The following is a 16,994-nucleotide window of genomic DNA, read 5'->3' on the forward strand; positions in this document are numbered from 1 at the left end:
GAACTTTTAAACAGCCTTCAATATTGTTCATCTAAAGCAGCAAATACTATTCTTTCTGATCCTGCTCAAAAGCTTCCATTACCTGTTGACTAACGCCCATGTTTGAAAACCCGCCATCATTATATAGATTTTGAAGCGTCACGCGTTTTGTTAAATCTGAAAAAAGTGAAACAGTATAATCGGCACAGTCCTGGGCACTGGCATTACCCAGCGGCGACATTTTATCGGCATAAGCAATAAATCCGCCAAAGCCTTTTACGCCCTGACCGGCAGTGGTAGGGGTTGGGGATTGTGAAATGGTATTTACACGCACTTTTTTCTCTTTCCCGAAGAAATATCCGAAACTGCGGGCAATGGATTCCAGATAAGCTTTATTATCGGCCATATCATTATAATCTGGAAATACCTTTTGTGCGGCAATATAAGTAAGCGCCACAATGCTCCCCCACTCATTCATGGCATCCTTTTTATAAAGGGTTTGCATGGTTTTATGAAAGGAAACAGCAGAAACATCCCAGCCTTTGGTGGTGAAGTCATAATTCATATCAGTATAGTGATTGCCCTTACGAACATTCACAGACATCCCGATGGAGTGCAATACAAAATCCAGTTTCCCGCCTAAAATTTCCTGCGCCTTTTCCACCAGGTTTTCAAGATCTTCAACTTTAGTGGCATCAGCAGGGATAATTTCAGAATTGGTTTTTTCGGCCAGGTTTTTTATACTTCCCATACGCATTGCAATTGGTGCATTGGTAAGTACAAATTCCCCACCTTCCTCATGTACACGCTCAGCCGTTTTCCAGGCGATAGAATTCTCGTCCAGCGCGCCAAATATGATTCCTTTTTTCCCTTTCAGCAGGTTATATGACATGGTTATTTAATTTTAAAGTTGTTAGCGTGTAAAGATAGTAGTTCCAATTTCAAAGTTCAAAGTTTTTATAGCAGGAATTGGTATCAGTTATCAGTTATCAGTTATCAGTTATCAGAATTTCGGCTTTCCAGATTAGGAGCAAAATTAATTCCTATATATTTTCCGGAACTTATCTTCCACTTTAACTTTTCACTCTTCACTTTTCCAATTTCCAACTCTTATCTTCAGCCTTCACTCAGCAATTCCTTTGCGTGTGCACGGGCCGACTCGCTAATATTATTGCCGCCCAGCATCATGGCCAGTTCCTCCACCCTTTCTCCTGTTTGAAGTTGCCTGATTTTAGTAGTGGTCACATTTGCCGTATCTTCTTTGAAAATTTTGAAATGACTATTGCCTTTACCGGCAATCTGCGGCAGGTGTGTAATAGCAATTACCTGCATATTATTACCCATTCGCTGCAGGATCTCACCCATTTTTTGAGCAATATCCCCCGAAACCCCGGTATCTATTTCATCAAAAATAATGGTAGGTAAATTACTCTGTGCCGCGAGAATACTTTTTACTGCCAGCATAATCCGGGACAGCTCCCCTCCCGAAGCAGCCTTTTTCATTTCCTTAAAATCCCCGCCTTTATTGGCTGCCAGATACCAGAAAAGCTGATCCTGGCCGTTTGGCAAAAATGTTTTTTCCTGCTGAAGATCTATTTTCAATTTAGCGTTTGGCATTCCCAAAGCTGCAAGGGTTTGTTCTGCTTCCCGGATAAAAGGAGGAATGATCCTTTTCCGGTTTTCATGTAGCTGTTTAGCCACTGCTGCCAGTGCTTTTTCTTTCCCCGCAATGGCCTTATTCATTTCGGAAATATCGGTCTCGGCATTTTCACTGGCGGAAACTTTTTTCTGAAGCCCCTCTTTTATCTCTTCCAGCTCTTCCACAGTTCCTACAACATGTTTTTTCTGAAGGTTATAAATTAGCTGAAGTTTTGCATTTGCAGCTTCAAGTTCCTCAGGATTGGCTTCCACCCTTTCCAAAGCAGCAGCTATTTCTTCCCCAATATCGTCTAACTCAATTATAAGGCTTTGCAGGCGTTCATGAAGGTTCTCGTAATTTGCTGAATATGCTGAAATTTTTGCCAGGTTGCCGCGCACTTCCTTCAATGTTTCCAAACTTCCAATTTCCTCCTGCGTAATATTATTAAGAGCAGCACTTAGCTGCCCGGTTAATTCCTCCACATTATTCAGCTCTTCATACCGCTCTTCCAGTTCTTCCTGCATTCCCGGTTTTAGCTTTGCTTCCTCCAGTTCATTTAGTAAGAAAAGATTATAGTCATACTCTTTTGCCGCCTGTACCTGCTCTTCTTTTAATTCCACAGCACGTTTTTGCAATTTCCGGTATTCCTTCAGGTGCTGTTTATATTCAATAATAACCCCTTCATTTTTGGCAATGGTATCAATCACCTGAAACTGATAATCTATATTGCCCAGGCTAAGGGTTTCATGCTGACTGTGTATATCTATTAGATAAGCGCCCAGAGAATTAAGAGAGCTCAGATTTACCGGCGTATCATTTACAAAGGCACGTGATTTTCCCGAGGGGAGGATCTCTCTTCTAATAATGGTATTGGCCTCGTAATCCAAGTCTTCTGAAGCAAAAAAATCTTTAAGCTTATAATTGGAAATATTGAAAGTGCCTTCAATAACGCATTTTTTTTCTGAATTTCTTATCGCTCCGTAATCGGCACGGTTACCCAGAAGAAGACCAAGCGCCCCCAGCATTATAGATTTTCCCGCACCGGTTTCCCCGGTGATAGTTGTAAATCCCGGTTGAAGACCAATGTTGATATCTTCAATTAAAGCGTAATTTTTTATAGAAAGTGCTGTAAGCAATGTGTATAAATTTTAGGCTAAATATACCTAAGAATTAATTCCGAATCAAAAACAAATAAAATTATTGAAGCGCATTCCAGTTTTTGGAATACCTGGGAGCAATATTATTGAGTGTTTCCACCACAGGACCTATGGGAACAGTAGGCCCACCCGAGAAAACCCTCGCTATTTCATCTGCCTTGGAATCAAAAAAAGTTCTCATAAGAAGGGAATTTGCCCTACGGCTGCTCATGGTTTCCAGGTTCTCCAGGCTTTCAGCAATGGCAATCTTACCGGCCTTAACATCGGTATGCATCACATCCAGCCCTAGGCGATGATAGGAATAAAGAGCCGCTCTATATGCAGCAAAAACATTCGAAAGCAAATCGGTATTAAGCCTGTACCGCGAAGCTGAACCGTCAGCCGCACGCCAGCCCTGGGAATTTCCCTGTTGCGCCGTGGTAACTATTCTATTGGCTTCTTCAAAATATTCACTGCCGCCGTTTAGCATAAAAGTGTCTGCATCAAGACCAATAATAGTATAAACGTAAAAAGAAATAACCGAAACCAGATTACCGGTATAACTGTTCTGACTGTAGTTTAAAGGCTGATATTCCCGATAATTAAAATTAAACTGTTCATCGTTAAAATTAAAAACAGGGGTTATCATTGAAGTTCCGTACACCGGCCGGGACGATTGAATTTGAATGCTGCCCGTAAAAGATTCACCTTCAAAACTGTTAATGGTAATAAACATACTGCAGTTAATTCGTTCCTGATCTTCATACTCCCTGTTGGTCCAGGTATTCTGATTTACAAAATCTGAAAGCGAACGCTGCAGGGTTCTGAAAACTGACTGATTGCTTTGTCCTGTTTGCTCAGCATTGATAATAATTTCACAGTTAAGCTCCTGCGCCCATGTGGCCTGAAGGACTAAAAATAAGCAAATAGAGAGGAAATACTTATACATTGAACAAATCTACTACTTCATTTAATATATCGCGGGCAACTTCTTTTTTAGATTTCAGTTCAAAAGACTTTTCGTTACCGGGAAAAATAATGGTTACTTTATTAGTTTCTATCTTAAAACCGGCACCTTTATCCTGCATAGAATTCAGCACAATAAAATCCAGGTTCTTCCTGTGTAATTTTCCCCTGGCATTTTCCAGCTCGTCATTTGTTTCCAGTGCAAAGCCGATAAGCTTTTGATGTGTCTTTCTTTTTCCCAAACCGGCAAGAATATCCTGCGTTCTGGTTAGTTCCAGCGTAAATTCCTGTTCAGATTTTTTTATCTTTTTATCCGCAATCACTTTAGGTTTATAATCTGAAACGGCCGCAGCGGCAATAACCACATCCACATCTTCAAATTTGGCGTTTATGGCATCAAACATTTCCTGCGTACTCACCACTCTTATAAGTGAAATATTGTTGTTTTCCAGTTGAAGATGAGTTGGCCCGGAAACAAGAATCACCTCAGCTCCCATCCCTGCGGCTGCATGGGCCAGTTCAAATCCCATTTTTCCACTGGAGTGATTCCCTATAAAACGAACCGGGTCTATAGCTTCGTAAGTGGGCCCGGCAGTGATTAGTACTGTCTTTCCTTTTAAAGGAAGTTTTGCTGAAAAATATTCTTCCAGAAAGGCAATTATCTCTTCCGGCTCCGCCATTCTCCCTTCCCCCGTTAGACCACTGGCCAGTTCTCCCGTACCTGCAGGGATAATTATATTCCCATAATCCTGAAGTGTATTAAAGCTCTTCCTGGTGGAAGGATGCCGGTACATATCCAAATCCATGGCCGGGGCGAAAAATACAGGGCATTTGGCAGAGAGGTAAGTTGCCAGTAAAAAATTGTCGCTATTACCAATAGACATTTTAGAAAGAGTATTGGCCGTAGCCGGGGCAATAAGCATAATATCTGCCCACAGGCCTAATTCCACATGGCTGTTCCAGGTTTTATTTTCATCTTCTTCCGAAGTAAAAGAAGATAATACCTCATTTTTAGAAAGGGTGGAAAGGGTAAGCGGGGTAATAAAATCCTTAGAAGCCGGCGTCATGATAACTTTTACCTGAGCGCCGGCTTTTATAAATAACCTTACCAGAGAGGCAGTTTTGTATGCAGCAATTCCGGCTGTGATGCCTAAAAGTACTTTTTTGCCCCTCAATACAGACATAAGATTTTGTCTATGCTTCTGAATTTTTGGTGTTGCGGTAATAGATTTTTTCATCTAACCACTCCTGTACTGCAAGCGCATGTGGCTTTGGCAGTTTTTCATAAAACTTGGAAACTTCAATTTGCTCCTTATTTTCAAAAATCTCATCAAGACTATCGTTATAAGTAGCAAACTCATCCAGCTTCTCCAACAATTCCTTTTTAATTTCAGAATTGATTTGAGTAGCTCTTTTAGCAACTATAGAAATTGCTTCATAAATATTTTGTGTTGGCGCATCTACCGCATTTCTATCATACGTGACACTATTCACTGGCGCATCCATCTTTTTTATATCCATTTTAATTATTATTAAAAATTTTGTAACCTTTTATTTATATCGTCCATAGAAACCTCAATTACAGCAGGATATTCTCCTTCAGGATAATACTTCATATAATCTACCGCATATGTTTTAGCTTCCTGCAACCGCTCCTGCATTAATTGAAAGTAGCTGTTAATAGCCAGTTCATAAGCGGAATCAAACTTATAATAATACGCATTTTCCCTAAAAGGCGAACCGGGATAACTGGCCAGGAAATTATCAAAAGACACAATAGCAGCTTTGTAATTTAAAGTTTTATGATATTGTTTGGCAATTTCATAAGCTTTTCTCTCCAGTTTAACCCTTAATTCCGTAGCCATTTCATTGGCTGCTTCCACATATTCTCCTTCAGGATAAGTGTCTAAATACTGCTGAAGCAAAAGAATTGCCTTATCGGTTTCAGTTTGATCCAGGTTGTAAGGAGGAGATTCGTGATAATTACTGGCGGCCATTTTAAAGGCAGCTTCCTCGGCTTTTTCACTATCTGGATAGCTTTGCAAAAAACGGTTAAATTCGAAATCGGCAAGAAGATAATCACCAACCTGATAATAGGAATCAGCAAAAAGATAACTCACACGCTGCCCCTGCGGCTTCCCTCTAAACTGGGGCATTATTTGATCAAACAGGCGTATAGCTTTACGATATTTACGATTACTATTTTCTGCACTGGCCTCGTTGTAAAGCTTTTCGGCGTAAGAATATTTTTCTCCTGCATCCTTACTTTGCAAAACATCCTGATATTCGCTACAGGATGCCAGCACTAGGACACAGATTAATAAGATTCCTTTTTTCATTATTTGTAAAAACATCTGGCAAAAATACATTTTTTCCGCACTATAAAAAAATTTCCTTAACTACAGGTATAACCCGTAAATAAGGAAATTAGTATGCAGCAAGGGAAGGAATTCTCCAAATTAAGAATTCTTCCTTCTAGAAATTTTCTACAAAATTGTTGATTTTCTCCTGAAGCCCAGTTGTGGCTTTAATCAGCGGGAGCCTTAGGTTATTCTTACAAAGGCCATTTTTAGCTAGCAGCGTTTTTATTCCTGCCGGATTTCCTTCAGAAAAAATTAAATTAACAGACGGAGCAATTTTATAATGTAACTTATAAGCCTCTTTAGATTTTCCTTCCAATCCTAATTTTACCATCCTGGAAACTTCTGCAGGAAAACCCTGGCCTATAACAGAAATCACTCCTTTTCCTCCGGCCAGCGTCATAGGCAAAGTAAGCATATCATCTCCTGAGATCACCAGAAAATCTTCAGGCACAAGACTTATCAATTCCATAGCCTGTACAATGTCTCCTGCCGCTTCCTTTACTCCTATTATATTAGGAATTTCCCGGGCTATCCGGTTAACAGTTCCAGGCAGCATATTTGAAGAAGTCCTGCCGGGCACATTATATAGAATAACAGGTTTTGGTGAAGCCGCTGCTACAGCTTTAAAATGCTGAAAAATGCCCTCCTGGGTGGGTTTATTATAATATGGAGAGACAGACAATACGGCATCAAAGCCTTCCAGGTCTGATGATTTCAATTCATCCACAAGGGCTGTGGTATTGTTTCCTCCTGCACCTATCACTAAAGGCAACCTGCCGTTATTCCGGGCGATAATAGTGTTTTTTACCAGTTCTTTTTCTTCGTAAGTAAGGGTGGTACTTTCAGCAGTGGTTCCAAGCACCACAAGGTAATCTATCCCGTTTTGCACCTGCTCTTCCACCAGTTTTTCCAAGGCCGGAACATCTACGGTTAAATCATCATTAAAAGGAGTAATTAATGCCACTCCCGTACCTATAAAAGCATCCATGCTATTCAATTCTTTTAATTTTTAGAAGTTCAATACTTTCGCTTAAAAACAGAAAAATCCTCATTCTGAACATTGATAAGAGTCATTCTGTTGATTATTCTCTAATTAAGGGGCACAAATGTAAAGAAATTTCATGAAGTTTATAATCCAGGCACCCTTACATAAATTGTAAAAGTACTTTATTTAACACCTTCTTTTTTTTTGTGAAATTACTGTACATTTTCAGGTATAAATTAATAGCATTGGAAGCACTGCTACTGATTTTATTCAAATATTGATAGCTCCCTGGTTTGGAAGAATTAAAGACATTCCCGAAAAACTTCAGCATACCGGGACTTTTGCCTTCCTTTGGTAAAACTGTTTATCTTTGCATCCTCAAGCAAGAAAAATGAAATCTTACAAATTAGCTTATCTTTTGCTTTGTTCCTTCCTGGTTTTATCCTGTAAATCTGAGTCAAATTCAGCAAAAATTGAAGCACAGAGAATAGCCATAGACCAGCGTATTCCACAAGATACCGCGATTACAAGTTATATAGCACCTTATAAGGAGCATATAAATGCCACCTTAGATAGCGCCCTGGCATACAATCCCGGCAACCTTTCTAAAGATGATGGAGAACTAAATACCGCAATAGGCAATCTAATGGCTGATATTTTAATGGAACAGGCAAATCCTGTTTTTCGCCAGCGAACCGGGCAAAAAATAGATGCAGTATTGCTGAATCATGGCGGAATACGTGCAAGCCTGAATAAAGGAATAGTTACCGCCCGTTCTGCCTACGGGCTGATGCCTTTTGAAAATGAAATTGTAGTCGCCGAACTTTCCGGAGCTAAGGTACAGGAAATGCTGCAATATCTTGAAGATGCCGGCACCGCACATCCGGTAAGCGGAGTTCAGATTAAGATGAACAATAATTATAAGATTACAGAAGCCACAATAAACGATAAATCAATTGACAGCAATAAAAATTATTTTGTGGCAACCTCAGATTATTTACAGCAGGGTGGTGACAATATGATCTTTTTTAAAGATCCTGTAAAGCTTTATCACTTAGATTATAAACTGCGGAATGCCATTATTGATTATTTCCGAAAGGTAGACACTATAAAAGCTAAGATTGACAACAGGCTTATTAAGGATTAAAGATTAAAAAGTTTATAAAAAAATCACTTCAGCTAAATTTAATAGATGAAAAGAAGAAGTTTTATACAACAAACCTCAGCAGCTACAGCTTTTGTGGGATTCGGCGGCTTATCTTCCCTCTCTTTTAAAGAAGATACCCTAAAGCACATAACCATTTTGCACACCAATGACGTGCACAGCCATATTGAAGCTTTTGGGCCTGATGACCCTAAAAATCCAAATATGGGAGGTGTGGCCAGAAGGGCTACCCTTGTACAGCAAATAAGACAGGAAAATCCAAATACGCTACTTTTAGATGCCGGAGATATTTTTCAGGGAACTCCCTATTTTAATTTCTATGGCGGAGAACTGGAATTCAAGCTGATGAGCAAATTAAAGTATGATGCCGCCACTATTGGAAATCATGATTTTGATAATGGCATAAACGGACTTTACGCGCAACTGCCACACGCCGACTTTAGTTTTATATGCTCTAATTACGATTTTAGCAATACTGTAATGGATGGCCATAGCCTTCCGCATAAAACATTTACCAAAAACGGGGTTAAAATTGGCATTTTTGGGTTGGGAATTGAACTGCGGGGACTGGTGAATGAGAGATTATACAAGGAGACTAAATATCTTGATCCTGTAGAAACTGCACAGGAAATGACCAGGATTTTAAAGAACGAAAAACAATGTGACCTGGTAATATGCCTTAGCCATCTTGGCTACAGCTATGATAGTGAAAAAATAGATGATGTAAAACTGGCCAGGGCTACTGAGAACATTAACCTGATTATTGGTGGCCATACCCACACTTTTCTTGAAAAGCCAGACATTGAAACTAACAAAGCAGGTAAAAGTGTACTCGTAAACCAGGTAGGTTGTTATGGGTTATATTTGGGGAGAATCGATTTTTACCTGGACACAGAAGGTAATATGCAGGCAGATGGTGTGAAAATAGCAGTTTAGGCCCGCTCAGGATTCTGCTGGCACTTCCCGGCTGTCAATATTCCTGTAAATAATCCTGTAGAATTGCTGCACATCATAAGGTTTAACAATAATATCATTCATCCCGGCTGTAAAAATTTTCTCCCGCATTTCATCTACCTCAACTGCTGTAAGTGCAACTATTGGCACCTGGGAATTAAAACTCCTTATTTTCCCCGTAGCTTTAAGGCCACCAATTCCGGGCATATTAAGATCCATAAGAACAAGGTGGTAATCTTCTTTGTTCAGGATTTCTATTGCCTCTTCCCCGCTGCCGGCAACCTCACATCTAAAATTCTTCTTTTCAAGAATTCGGCTTGTCACTACCTGATTTATACGATTATCATCCACAATTAAAATTTTCTTCGGAAGCAGGGCATCTTCGCCAGTACTTAATTCCTCTTCCTGTTCAATTTGTGCTGGTTTCTCCTGCTTTTGGATATCTTTTTCAAATTCTATTTCAAAACTAAAAGTACTTCCTTCTTCCTCTTTACTTTCCAGATAAATTTCAGAATTATGCAATTCCAGTAATTTCTTCACGATTGGAAGCCCCAATCCCGTACCCTGGTAATTGTAATTTGCTGTTCGTAACTGGGAAAATTCTTCAAAAATTTGAGCTTGCTTATTTTCCGGAATACCTATACCGTCATCTTTCACTTCAAAATAAACAAAACACCTCTCATCTTTAACCTTTTCAAGACGGGCAGAAAGGTAAATATTCCCCATCTCAGTAAACTTGACGGCATTCCCCACCAGGTTCATCAATATTTGTGACAGCCGCACAGGATCCCCCATTAAATAAGAAGGGATATCTTTATCTATACTCATATGTATTTTATTGCTATTCTGCACCCTGGAAAATTCAAAGGTATTCAGGATGCTGGCCATCAAATCTTTAAGATGGAAAGATATATTATCCAGTTTTACAAGGTTGGATTCCATCTTATTCATTTGCAATACATCATTTATAAGTGCAAGTAAATAATCTGCTGAAAATTTCAAGGATTTCAGGTCATTTTCATGTTTCTTAAGGCCTTTATCTTCCAGCAGCAAAGAAGTAAGCCCTATTACCCCGTATAAAGGCGTCCTTATTTCATGGCTTACCGTAGAGAAAAACTGGGTTTTAAGCTTTGAAAGGCGTTCAGCTTCATTCTTGGATTCCTGAAGCTGATTATTTTTTACCTTAAGTTCCTCAATTAATTTTTTCCTGTCGCGGTTGATTTTATTCAGGCTAAAAAGAATTACCACGAGTATAATGGAAGAGACAAGCATAATGAAGAGCTTCTCATTGGATTTCCTTATTATTTTTGCCTGATATTCCTGTTCACTTTCGGCAAGTTCCAGGTTGTGTTGATATTTATTATTATCGAACCTGGCATTTGCTATTTCTATTTGGCGCAGCCTGTCTTTTTCAAAAATCTGTGAATTGTACTTTTCATATTGATCCAAAGCAGCATAAGCCTCTTTAAAATCTTCCGTTTTAAAGAGCAATTTTGCGTAAGCTTTATACGCCATCGAAGCCTCTAATAAATAGGAAAATTCATCTGCCACTTCAATGGCATCTTCAAAATAAGCTTTAGCATTTTTTAGCTCATCCTTCCCGGCATAATACCTGCCCGTAAGAAAATTAAGTTGCGATAAAAGGTAATTATCTGTAATTGCAGATTCCTTTTGTAATCTCCATGCTTTATCCAGATACGGTTTTGCTTTTTCCAGCTTCTCATTATCGAGATAGGTCCAGGCAATATTCACCGTGGGATATAAAATTTCATTTTTTACCTCCAGCTCTGTAGCAAGATGTATTGCTTTTTCGTAATAAGTGATTCCTTCATTTGCCGTTTCGTTATTGTCGGCATAAATATTCCCAAGGTTATTGATGGCCCAGAGGATGAGTGTATCGTTTTTAGATTTTTCAGCATATTCAAGTGCATTTTCATAATGCCCTTTTGCGCGAAGCGTGTCACTTAAGTCGGTGTAACTTGCCCCCAGAAGATTATGGGCATGAAAAAGATAGCTGTTATTATCCCGAAATCGAGCTTCCTCTATTAATTTCCTGGCTTCGGAAATCCCATCATTATAATTGTAGATACCTATATAATCTGAAGATTTCCAGTATATAGAATCAAGAAATGCATCCCGGCAGGCTTCAGTTTGGGCAATTGCCGGCACAAAAGCCCATAGCAAAAAAATAAGCGTAAAACAGCTTCTCTTCAATTAGTTGACAGGTTAGGTCCAGTAATAAGGGACACGAAAATTAGGTTATTTTAACGAACTACACAAAAATAATTTATCAACCCTGTTAAATGAACTATGAATAATATGTATTTTAGTGCCACATACTTTCACCCATGAAATACCCATGGCATCTTTATCTTATGGCGGCAATCTATATTCTTGCCGGCATTAATCATTTTGTGAGGCCAAAAATGTATATACGAATTATGCCCTCCTACCTTCCCGCTCATAAACTCCTGGTCTATCTTAGCGGAATTGCGGAAGCTTTGCTAGGTATGGCGTTGTGTTTTGAAGCAACTAAAAACATTGCTGTTTATGGGATAATTGCTATGCTAGCTGTTTTTTTACCGGTACATTTTTATATGCTTTCTTCTGAAAAAGCAGGTGCCGGGCTACCTAAATGGGCCCTGGTTTTGAGAATTCCGCTGCAATTCTTTCTCATGTGGTGGGCATGGTTTTATCTAAGATTTTAAATGAAACACGAAATTCCAGAATTACCTGATGCCGAAATTTTCTATTTTCCCAATTTCTTTTCTGAAGTTGATGCAGATCTTTATTTAGAGCAATTACTGAAGGATACGCCCTGGAAACAGGATAAAATTAGGATATTCGGAAAAGAAATGCTTCAGCCAAGGCTTACTGCTTTGTATGCAGATAACGGCAAAGATTATAAATATTCGGGACTTACCATGCATCCGCAACCTTTTTCTGAAACATTACTAAAGATAAAGGAAGCAGTAGAAAAAGTATCTGATGTTCGTTTTACTACCTGCCTCTTGAATTTATACCGCAACGGAAAGGACAGCATGGGCTGGCACGCAGATGACGAGAAAGAACTGGGAGATAATCCTGAAATTGTATCTGTTAGTTTTGGTGCTGAAAGGATTTTCCATCTACGGCACAAATCTAAAACTGCCAAATTTAAGCTTAAACTTGAAAATGGCAGTTTATTAGTTATGAAAGGCCCTACTCAACATTTCTGGAAACATCAGCTTCCAAAAACCAAAAAAGAAATAGGATCAAGAATAAATCTCACCTTCAGAAGAATTGAATAATCCTATCCAAAAAGCCCATTAAGAACTTTAGCAAGGCGCAGGCCTCCTTTATGAAGTTGTTCCAGTACCAGCGGGAAACGATCATACATACATTCATATCCCAGATTATCTTCATTATCTACAGACGCATAAAGTTCACCGGCCAAATCACGGGATTCATAAACCCAGTCAAGAAGACTGCCGGATTTTATTTTTTCCATCTCTTCCTTAGAAATATTTTTGGTATTCTCTGCCAGCTCGGTGTAGCTCATTTGAAAAGAGTCTATCATTTCGCTGTCCCATACCCTATGAATATTAGAATCGTCTCCAAACCATTTTACTTTTATATCATTCCCGCCTTTATCTTCACTTCTTCCGGCGTGGAAAGGCTGATGCAGATCCCCCATAAAATGCACCAGCATTTTCAGGTAAAACTGCTTCTCCTCTTTTGCAGCTCCACCATCCTCTAAAACCGAGATGCACTTTCTAATAGCCTGTACCAGGTCTCCCTGAGGATTAGCTTCTTCAGGTTTATATTCTTCATCTTCAGGATCTATATTTACATAATGCCAGGGACCGTACTGGCGAAATTCCGGGTCACTTTTAATATCATCGGCATAATTTGCCACAAAGGCAAGACTTCTTCCGTTTAATAAATCTCTGATATTGCGTTTGGCTTTTTTGGTAAGATAGGACTCTGCAATTTCAGCAGTGGCCCTGTGACCGGTTTTTCCCCAATCATCATTATTTGCAAGGGCAGTATTTATAAATACTACAGAAAGGAATAGCACTAAAAAAGGTTTCATGTTTTACAATTTTCGGCTAAGATATGGAACAAGAAGAAATTAATTGTTAAAGTATAGGTTTAATACTTTTTAAATTAATATATTGATGATATCAAATTAATATCAAATAACATCTTCAGTCATGACACAGGAAAAACATTTAAAACCCTCTAACGGTTACCTGATGCTTTTTATCTTTCTAATCCTTTTAATTGGGAGTATCATAGGCTTTACCATAGCAAAAACAGTGTGGTTCGGCCTGGGCTTTTTGATTTCACTAGTACTGCTTCCCGGATTTATCCTGGTAAATCCTAATGAATCCCGTGTATTGCTCCTATTTGGAGATTACAGGGGTACTGTGAAGAAAAACGGCCTCTTTTGGGTAAATCCCTTTTACACCAAAAAGAAAATTTCCCTGCGGGCCAGAAATTTTGACAGTGAACGCTTAAAAGTAAATGATAAGCTGGGAAACCCGGTAATGATTAGTACCATTTTAGTGTGGCGTGTAAAAGATACCTTTAAAGCTTCTTTTGATGTTGACAATTTTGAAAATTTTGTGGTGGTGCAAACCGATGCCGCTGTAAGAAAACTGGCCAGTTTATATCCCTATGACAATTTTGCCGATGAAGGCCTGGATGAAGATATTACTCTTCGCTCCAGCATGAACGAAGTTAGTGATGCCCTGGAAAAGGAACTTGAAGAAAGGCTGAATATTGCCGGAATAGAAGTGCTTGAAGCAAGGATAGGTTACCTGGCCTACGCTAATGAAATCGCCAGTGCCATGTTAAAAAGGCAACAGGCTACAGCCATAGTTGCAGCAAGGCATAAAATTGTTGAAGGTGCCGTAAGTATGGTAGAAATGGCCCTCACAGAATTAAGCCAAAAGCAAATAGTGGAACTAGATGATGAGCGCCGTACTGCAATGGTAAGTAATTTAATGGTTATTTTGTGCGGAGACAGAGATGCGAGTCCCGTGGTGAACGCAGGAACTTTAAACCATTAATTTTTATGGTACCGATAATCTTTAAAGAAAAACAAAATTTCAGGAAATAAAGGAATTCAACTGTTAACCAAAAAGAAAAAATCCTTTCTTATGGGCACCAGGGAACCAGATGGAGCAGCCAGAACTATAAAAAATCACCTTCAGAAACAATTAACTACCTGTGGGGCAAGTCCACGAGGTATGAATCGGAAAAAACATTTCAGAATTTAGAGGCAAGCCTCGGGAAATTAAACCCTCAATGAGGGATTAAAAGGAAAAAGAAGAAGTAATGAGTAAAAAGAAAGCATTTGCACTACGAGTGGACGAGGAGATGCTGAAGGCTATTGAAAAATGGGCTGCTGATGAATTCAGAAGCACCAATGGCCAGATTGAGTGGATGCTGAACAAATCATTAAAAGAAGCAAACAGAGATCCTAAAAATAAAAACAAAGAATAAATGCCTTACAAAATTATCTTTTCAGACATCGACGGAACTTTACTTAATTCAAAAAAAGTCCTTTCTGACCATACCATTGAAACCATTCAGAATATTAGCGATAAAATCCCTTTTGTACTTATTTCAGCGAGGATGCCAAAAGCCATGCATCACCTTCAGGATGACCTCAACATAAAGCACTACCCAATTATTGCCTATAACGGCGGATTGGTAATGGTGGGCGAAAAAACTATCAGTTCCACAACTATACCTATTGAAATTGTTGAAAAATTGCATGAATTTAATTCTGAACTCAACTGCCATTTAAGCCTTTACCATGAAGATGAATGGTATGTTCCGCAGATTGACAAATGGTCTGAACGCGAGGAAGCGAATACAAAAGTTGCCCCGGAAGTAAAACCTAATGCTGAAGCGATCAAAAAATGGAAAAATGAAGGCAAAGGTGCGCACAAAGTAATGGCTATGGGCACTGAAGAAGATATTGACAGCATCAGGGATTATCTTAACAAAAATTTTCCGGAAGAACTTCATTTATACCGCTCCAAATCTACTTATCTGGAAATCGCCAACAGAAATATTTCCAAATTCAGCGCCATTCAACTACTTCTAAAAGAGCATTATCAAATGGATATTAAGGATTGTATTGCTTTTGGTGATAATTATAACGATGTGGAGATGATAGAAGGAGTGGGAATGGGCATAGCGGTGGCCAATGCCCGGGATGAAGTGCTTAGAGTTGCCAACACAGTTACCCACGCAGGAATTGAAGACGGTGTAGCGAAGAGTTTACGGGAGCTTTTCAAACTTCAAAATTCACGAGTTTAAACATTTTTAAAAATTTCTATACCCCTTAAATCGTGAGAAAAAGCCAGTGTTTCTCCTGCTGAACCTTTATGGCTCGGGAGGCAGCCAGATTCATGATGACATTCATTCTTACTTTTAGCGGGACATTCAAAAAAAGTTTCTTAAAATTGTATTTTTGCCGTCACAACTACATTTTACTCTATGGAAGATTTACCGGTTTTTACCAATGATGCCATTGTATTTGGCCTCTTAATGATCGCACTTGGATTTGTTTTTTACACCTCTGGACAAAAATCGGGTTTCTGGAAAAAGTTTTATGCTGTAGTTCCTGCACTTTTGATGTGCTATCTTATCCCTGCAATTTTTAACTCGCTGGGATTAATAGATGATTCCACATCTAATCTCTATTTTGTAGCCAGCCGCTACCTTCTGCCTGCTGCACTGGTATTAATGACCCTGAGTATAGACTTAAAAGCCATCTTTAACCTAGGGCCAAAGGCATTAATAATGTTTTTTGCCGGAACTGTTGGGATAATTGTAGGTGGCCCTGTGGCGGTATTGCTTATTTCTGCAGTTTCTCCTGAAACTGTTGGCGGCGTAGGACCCGATGCTATCTGGCGTGGCCTTTCAACCATTGCAGGTAGCTGGATTGGCGGTGGTGCCAATCAGGCTGCCATGCTCGAAATTTATGAATATAACCCCGATCTTTATGGTGGGATGGTACTGGTGGATATTATTGTTGCCAACCTCTGGATGGCAATAGTACTAATGGGAATTGGCAAAAACGAAAAGATAGACAGGTGGTTAAAAGCAGATAACTCGGCAATAGAAGAACTAAAAACCAAAGTTTCCAATTATGCAGCCAGCGTCACCCGTAATCCTTCCCTGGCAGATTTAATGATTTTACTGTCCCTGGCTTTTGGCGCAGTTGGTATTGCCCACTGGGGAGCCGACGGAATTTCAGCTTTTCTTTCTGCTAATTTTGAAGTTTTTACAGACCCTAAAAGCGCACTGTCCTCCTTTTCATCAGATTTTTTCTGGATGATAACCATTGCCACGGCAATTGGAATTGTCCTTTCCTTTACCCGGTTTAAATCCTACGAGGGTGCGGGGGCCAGTAAACTGGGAAGCGTTTTTATTTATATACTTGTGGCAACCATAGGGATGAAAATGGATTTAGGCAGTGTACTGGATAACCCCGGGTTAATTGCCATTGGGCTGGTATGGATTTTAATTCATGTGATTGTTCTTCTTGTTACTGCCAAAATTATAAAGGCACCATATTTCTTCCTGGCGGTAGGGAGCCAGGCAAATGTAGGCGGGGCGGCTTCTGCTCCGGTTGTAGCAGCGGCCTTTCACCCTTCGCTGGCAACAGTTGGTGTACTTCTTGCTGTATTTGGATATGTGGTAGGAACTTATGGCGCAATTTTGTGCACAATTTTAATGCAAATGGCTTCTGCAGGTTAGATAAAAATAAAAATTTATAAGATATTTGCGCTCCAAAAATTAT

Annotated in this window: 17 protein-coding genes; 8 read left to right on the forward strand and 9 right to left on the reverse strand. The window is 39.4% G+C overall.

The features are described 5' to 3' along the window. Window positions 1-46 precede the first annotated feature (46 nt). The 7 genes from RM539_RS09000 to dapA all read right to left on the reverse strand — a co-directional run bounded on the left by RM539_RS09000 (window position 47) and on the right by dapA (window position 7,071). On the reverse strand, window positions 47-871 hold the full coding sequence (locus RM539_RS09000) for an enoyl-ACP reductase FabI (RefSeq protein WP_311503063.1): 825 nt from the start codon (window positions 869-871) through the stop codon (window positions 47-49). Window positions 872-1,095: 224 nt separating this feature from the next. Beyond that, on the reverse strand, window positions 1,096-2,754 hold the full coding sequence (gene recN, locus RM539_RS09005; protein ID WP_311503064.1) for a DNA repair protein RecN: 1,659 nt from the start codon (window positions 2,752-2,754) through the stop codon (window positions 1,096-1,098). A 61-nt stretch (window positions 2,755-2,815) separates the two neighbouring features. Continuing rightward, window positions 2,816-3,703, reverse strand: a complete 888-nt coding sequence (porD, locus tag RM539_RS09010; RefSeq protein ID WP_311503065.1) for a type IX secretion system protein PorD — start codon at window positions 3,701-3,703, stop codon at window positions 2,816-2,818. Continuing rightward, on the reverse strand, window positions 3,696-4,904 hold the full coding sequence (coaBC, locus tag RM539_RS09015) for a bifunctional phosphopantothenoylcysteine decarboxylase/phosphopantothenate--cysteine ligase CoaBC (protein ID WP_311503157.1): 1,209 nt from the start codon (window positions 4,902-4,904) through the stop codon (window positions 3,696-3,698). Before coaBC ends, porD begins: the two co-directional genes overlap by 8 nt. A 10-nt stretch (window positions 4,905-4,914) precedes the next feature. Next, a complete protein-coding gene (locus tag RM539_RS09020; RefSeq protein ID WP_311503066.1) occupies window positions 4,915-5,241 on the reverse strand; it encodes a DNA-directed RNA polymerase subunit omega in 327 nt (108 codons plus the stop codon). An 11-nt stretch (window positions 5,242-5,252) separates the two neighbouring features. After that, window positions 5,253-6,059 carry an outer membrane protein assembly factor BamD gene (locus RM539_RS09025; protein ID WP_311503067.1) on the reverse strand — a complete coding sequence of 269 codons (807 nt, stop codon included), beginning with the start codon at window positions 6,057-6,059 and terminating at the stop codon, window positions 5,253-5,255. Window positions 6,060-6,195: 136 nt separating this feature from the next. Further along, window positions 6,196-7,071 carry a 4-hydroxy-tetrahydrodipicolinate synthase gene (gene dapA, locus RM539_RS09030; protein ID WP_311503068.1) on the reverse strand — a complete coding sequence of 292 codons (876 nt, stop codon included), beginning with the start codon at window positions 7,069-7,071 and terminating at the stop codon, window positions 6,196-6,198. 388 nt (window positions 7,072-7,459) lie between these two features. Between dapA and RM539_RS09035 the strand changes: the two genes are divergently transcribed. Next, window positions 7,460-8,215, forward strand: a complete 756-nt coding sequence (locus RM539_RS09035) for a 5'-nucleotidase C-terminal domain-containing protein (protein ID WP_311503069.1) — start codon at window positions 7,460-7,462, stop codon at window positions 8,213-8,215. Between the two features lie 45 nt (window positions 8,216-8,260). Continuing rightward, window positions 8,261-9,169, forward strand: a complete 909-nt coding sequence (locus tag RM539_RS09040; RefSeq protein ID WP_311503070.1) for a bifunctional metallophosphatase/5'-nucleotidase — start codon at window positions 8,261-8,263, stop codon at window positions 9,167-9,169. Between the two features lie 6 nt (window positions 9,170-9,175). Here RM539_RS09040 and RM539_RS09045 read toward each other — a convergent pair whose 3' ends face one another. Further along, window positions 9,176-11,401, reverse strand: coding sequence for a hybrid sensor histidine kinase/response regulator (locus tag RM539_RS09045; RefSeq protein ID WP_311503071.1), 2,226 nt, complete (start codon window positions 11,399-11,401; stop codon window positions 9,176-9,178). A gap of 134 nt (window positions 11,402-11,535) precedes the next feature. Here RM539_RS09045 and RM539_RS09050 point away from each other — a divergent pair, with 134 nt between their 5' ends. Together RM539_RS09050 and RM539_RS09055 are read left to right on the forward strand one after the other, a co-directional pair. After that, window positions 11,536-11,895, forward strand: coding sequence for a DoxX family protein (locus tag RM539_RS09050; RefSeq protein WP_311503072.1), 360 nt, complete (start codon window positions 11,536-11,538; stop codon window positions 11,893-11,895). Beyond that, entirely contained in the window at window positions 11,896-12,477 is a 582-nt protein-coding gene (locus RM539_RS09055) for an alpha-ketoglutarate-dependent dioxygenase AlkB family protein (RefSeq protein ID WP_311503073.1), read from the forward strand. 2 nt (window positions 12,478-12,479) lie between these two features. Here the strand turns inward: RM539_RS09055 and RM539_RS09060 are convergent, their stop codons facing one another. Next, a complete protein-coding gene (locus RM539_RS09060) occupies window positions 12,480-13,262 on the reverse strand; it encodes a S1/P1 nuclease (protein WP_311503074.1) in 783 nt (260 codons plus the stop codon). A 121-nt stretch (window positions 13,263-13,383) separates the two neighbouring features. Here RM539_RS09060 and RM539_RS09065 point away from each other — a divergent pair, with 121 nt between their 5' ends. The 4 genes from RM539_RS09065 to RM539_RS09080 all read left to right on the forward strand — a co-directional run bounded on the left by RM539_RS09065 (window position 13,384) and on the right by RM539_RS09080 (window position 16,951). Continuing rightward, window positions 13,384-14,244, forward strand: a complete 861-nt coding sequence (locus RM539_RS09065) for an SPFH domain-containing protein (protein WP_311503075.1) — start codon at window positions 13,384-13,386, stop codon at window positions 14,242-14,244. 268 nt (window positions 14,245-14,512) lie between these two features. Then, a complete protein-coding gene (locus RM539_RS09070) occupies window positions 14,513-14,680 on the forward strand; it encodes a type II toxin-antitoxin system antitoxin (RefSeq protein WP_311503076.1) in 168 nt (55 codons plus the stop codon). Next, on the forward strand, window positions 14,681-15,505 hold the full coding sequence (locus RM539_RS09075; protein ID WP_311503077.1) for an HAD family hydrolase: 825 nt from the start codon (window positions 14,681-14,683) through the stop codon (window positions 15,503-15,505). 180 nt (window positions 15,506-15,685) lie between these two features. Continuing rightward, window positions 15,686-16,951 (forward strand): DUF819 family protein, encoded by a 1,266-nt coding sequence (locus RM539_RS09080; RefSeq protein WP_311503078.1) that lies wholly within the window; start codon window positions 15,686-15,688, stop codon window positions 16,949-16,951. Window positions 16,952-16,994: the final 43 nt, after the last annotated feature.

This window comes from Autumnicola musiva (genome assembly GCF_031846585.1).
Taxonomy (GTDB): domain Bacteria; phylum Bacteroidota; class Bacteroidia; order Flavobacteriales; family Flavobacteriaceae; genus Autumnicola; species Autumnicola musiva.

Excerpts from the sequence above, each read along its gene's own strand:
- RM539_RS09000 (WP_311503063.1), bottom strand. The coding sequence starts at position 871 with ATGTCATATAACCTGCTGAAAGGGAAAAAAGGAATCATATTTGGCGCG.
- porD (WP_311503065.1), bottom strand. The coding sequence starts at position 3,703 with ATGTATAAGTATTTCCTCTCTATTTGCTTATTTTTAGTCCTTCAGGCC.
- coaBC (WP_311503157.1), bottom strand. The coding sequence starts at position 4,904 with ATGTCTGTATTGAGGGGCAAAAAAGTACTTTTAGGCATCACAGCCGGA.
- RM539_RS09020 (WP_311503066.1), bottom strand. The coding sequence starts at position 5,241 with ATGGATATAAAAAAGATGGATGCGCCAGTGAATAGTGTCACGTATGAT.
- RM539_RS09025 (WP_311503067.1), bottom strand. The coding sequence starts at position 6,059 with ATGAAAAAAGGAATCTTATTAATCTGTGTCCTAGTGCTGGCATCCTGT.
- dapA (WP_311503068.1), bottom strand. The coding sequence starts at position 7,071 with ATGGATGCTTTTATAGGTACGGGAGTGGCATTAATTACTCCTTTTAAT.
- RM539_RS09035 (WP_311503069.1), top strand. The coding sequence starts at position 7,460 with ATGAAATCTTACAAATTAGCTTATCTTTTGCTTTGTTCCTTCCTGGTT.
- RM539_RS09040 (WP_311503070.1), top strand. The coding sequence starts at position 8,261 with ATGAAAAGAAGAAGTTTTATACAACAAACCTCAGCAGCTACAGCTTTT.
- RM539_RS09050 (WP_311503072.1), top strand. The coding sequence starts at position 11,536 with ATGAAATACCCATGGCATCTTTATCTTATGGCGGCAATCTATATTCTT.
- RM539_RS09055 (WP_311503073.1), top strand. The coding sequence starts at position 11,896 with ATGAAACACGAAATTCCAGAATTACCTGATGCCGAAATTTTCTATTTT.
- RM539_RS09060 (WP_311503074.1), bottom strand. The coding sequence starts at position 13,262 with ATGAAACCTTTTTTAGTGCTATTCCTTTCTGTAGTATTTATAAATACT.
- RM539_RS09065 (WP_311503075.1), top strand. The coding sequence starts at position 13,384 with ATGACACAGGAAAAACATTTAAAACCCTCTAACGGTTACCTGATGCTT.
- RM539_RS09070 (WP_311503076.1), top strand. The coding sequence starts at position 14,513 with ATGAGTAAAAAGAAAGCATTTGCACTACGAGTGGACGAGGAGATGCTG.
- RM539_RS09075 (WP_311503077.1), top strand. The coding sequence starts at position 14,681 with ATGCCTTACAAAATTATCTTTTCAGACATCGACGGAACTTTACTTAAT.
- RM539_RS09080 (WP_311503078.1), top strand. The coding sequence starts at position 15,686 with ATGGAAGATTTACCGGTTTTTACCAATGATGCCATTGTATTTGGCCTC.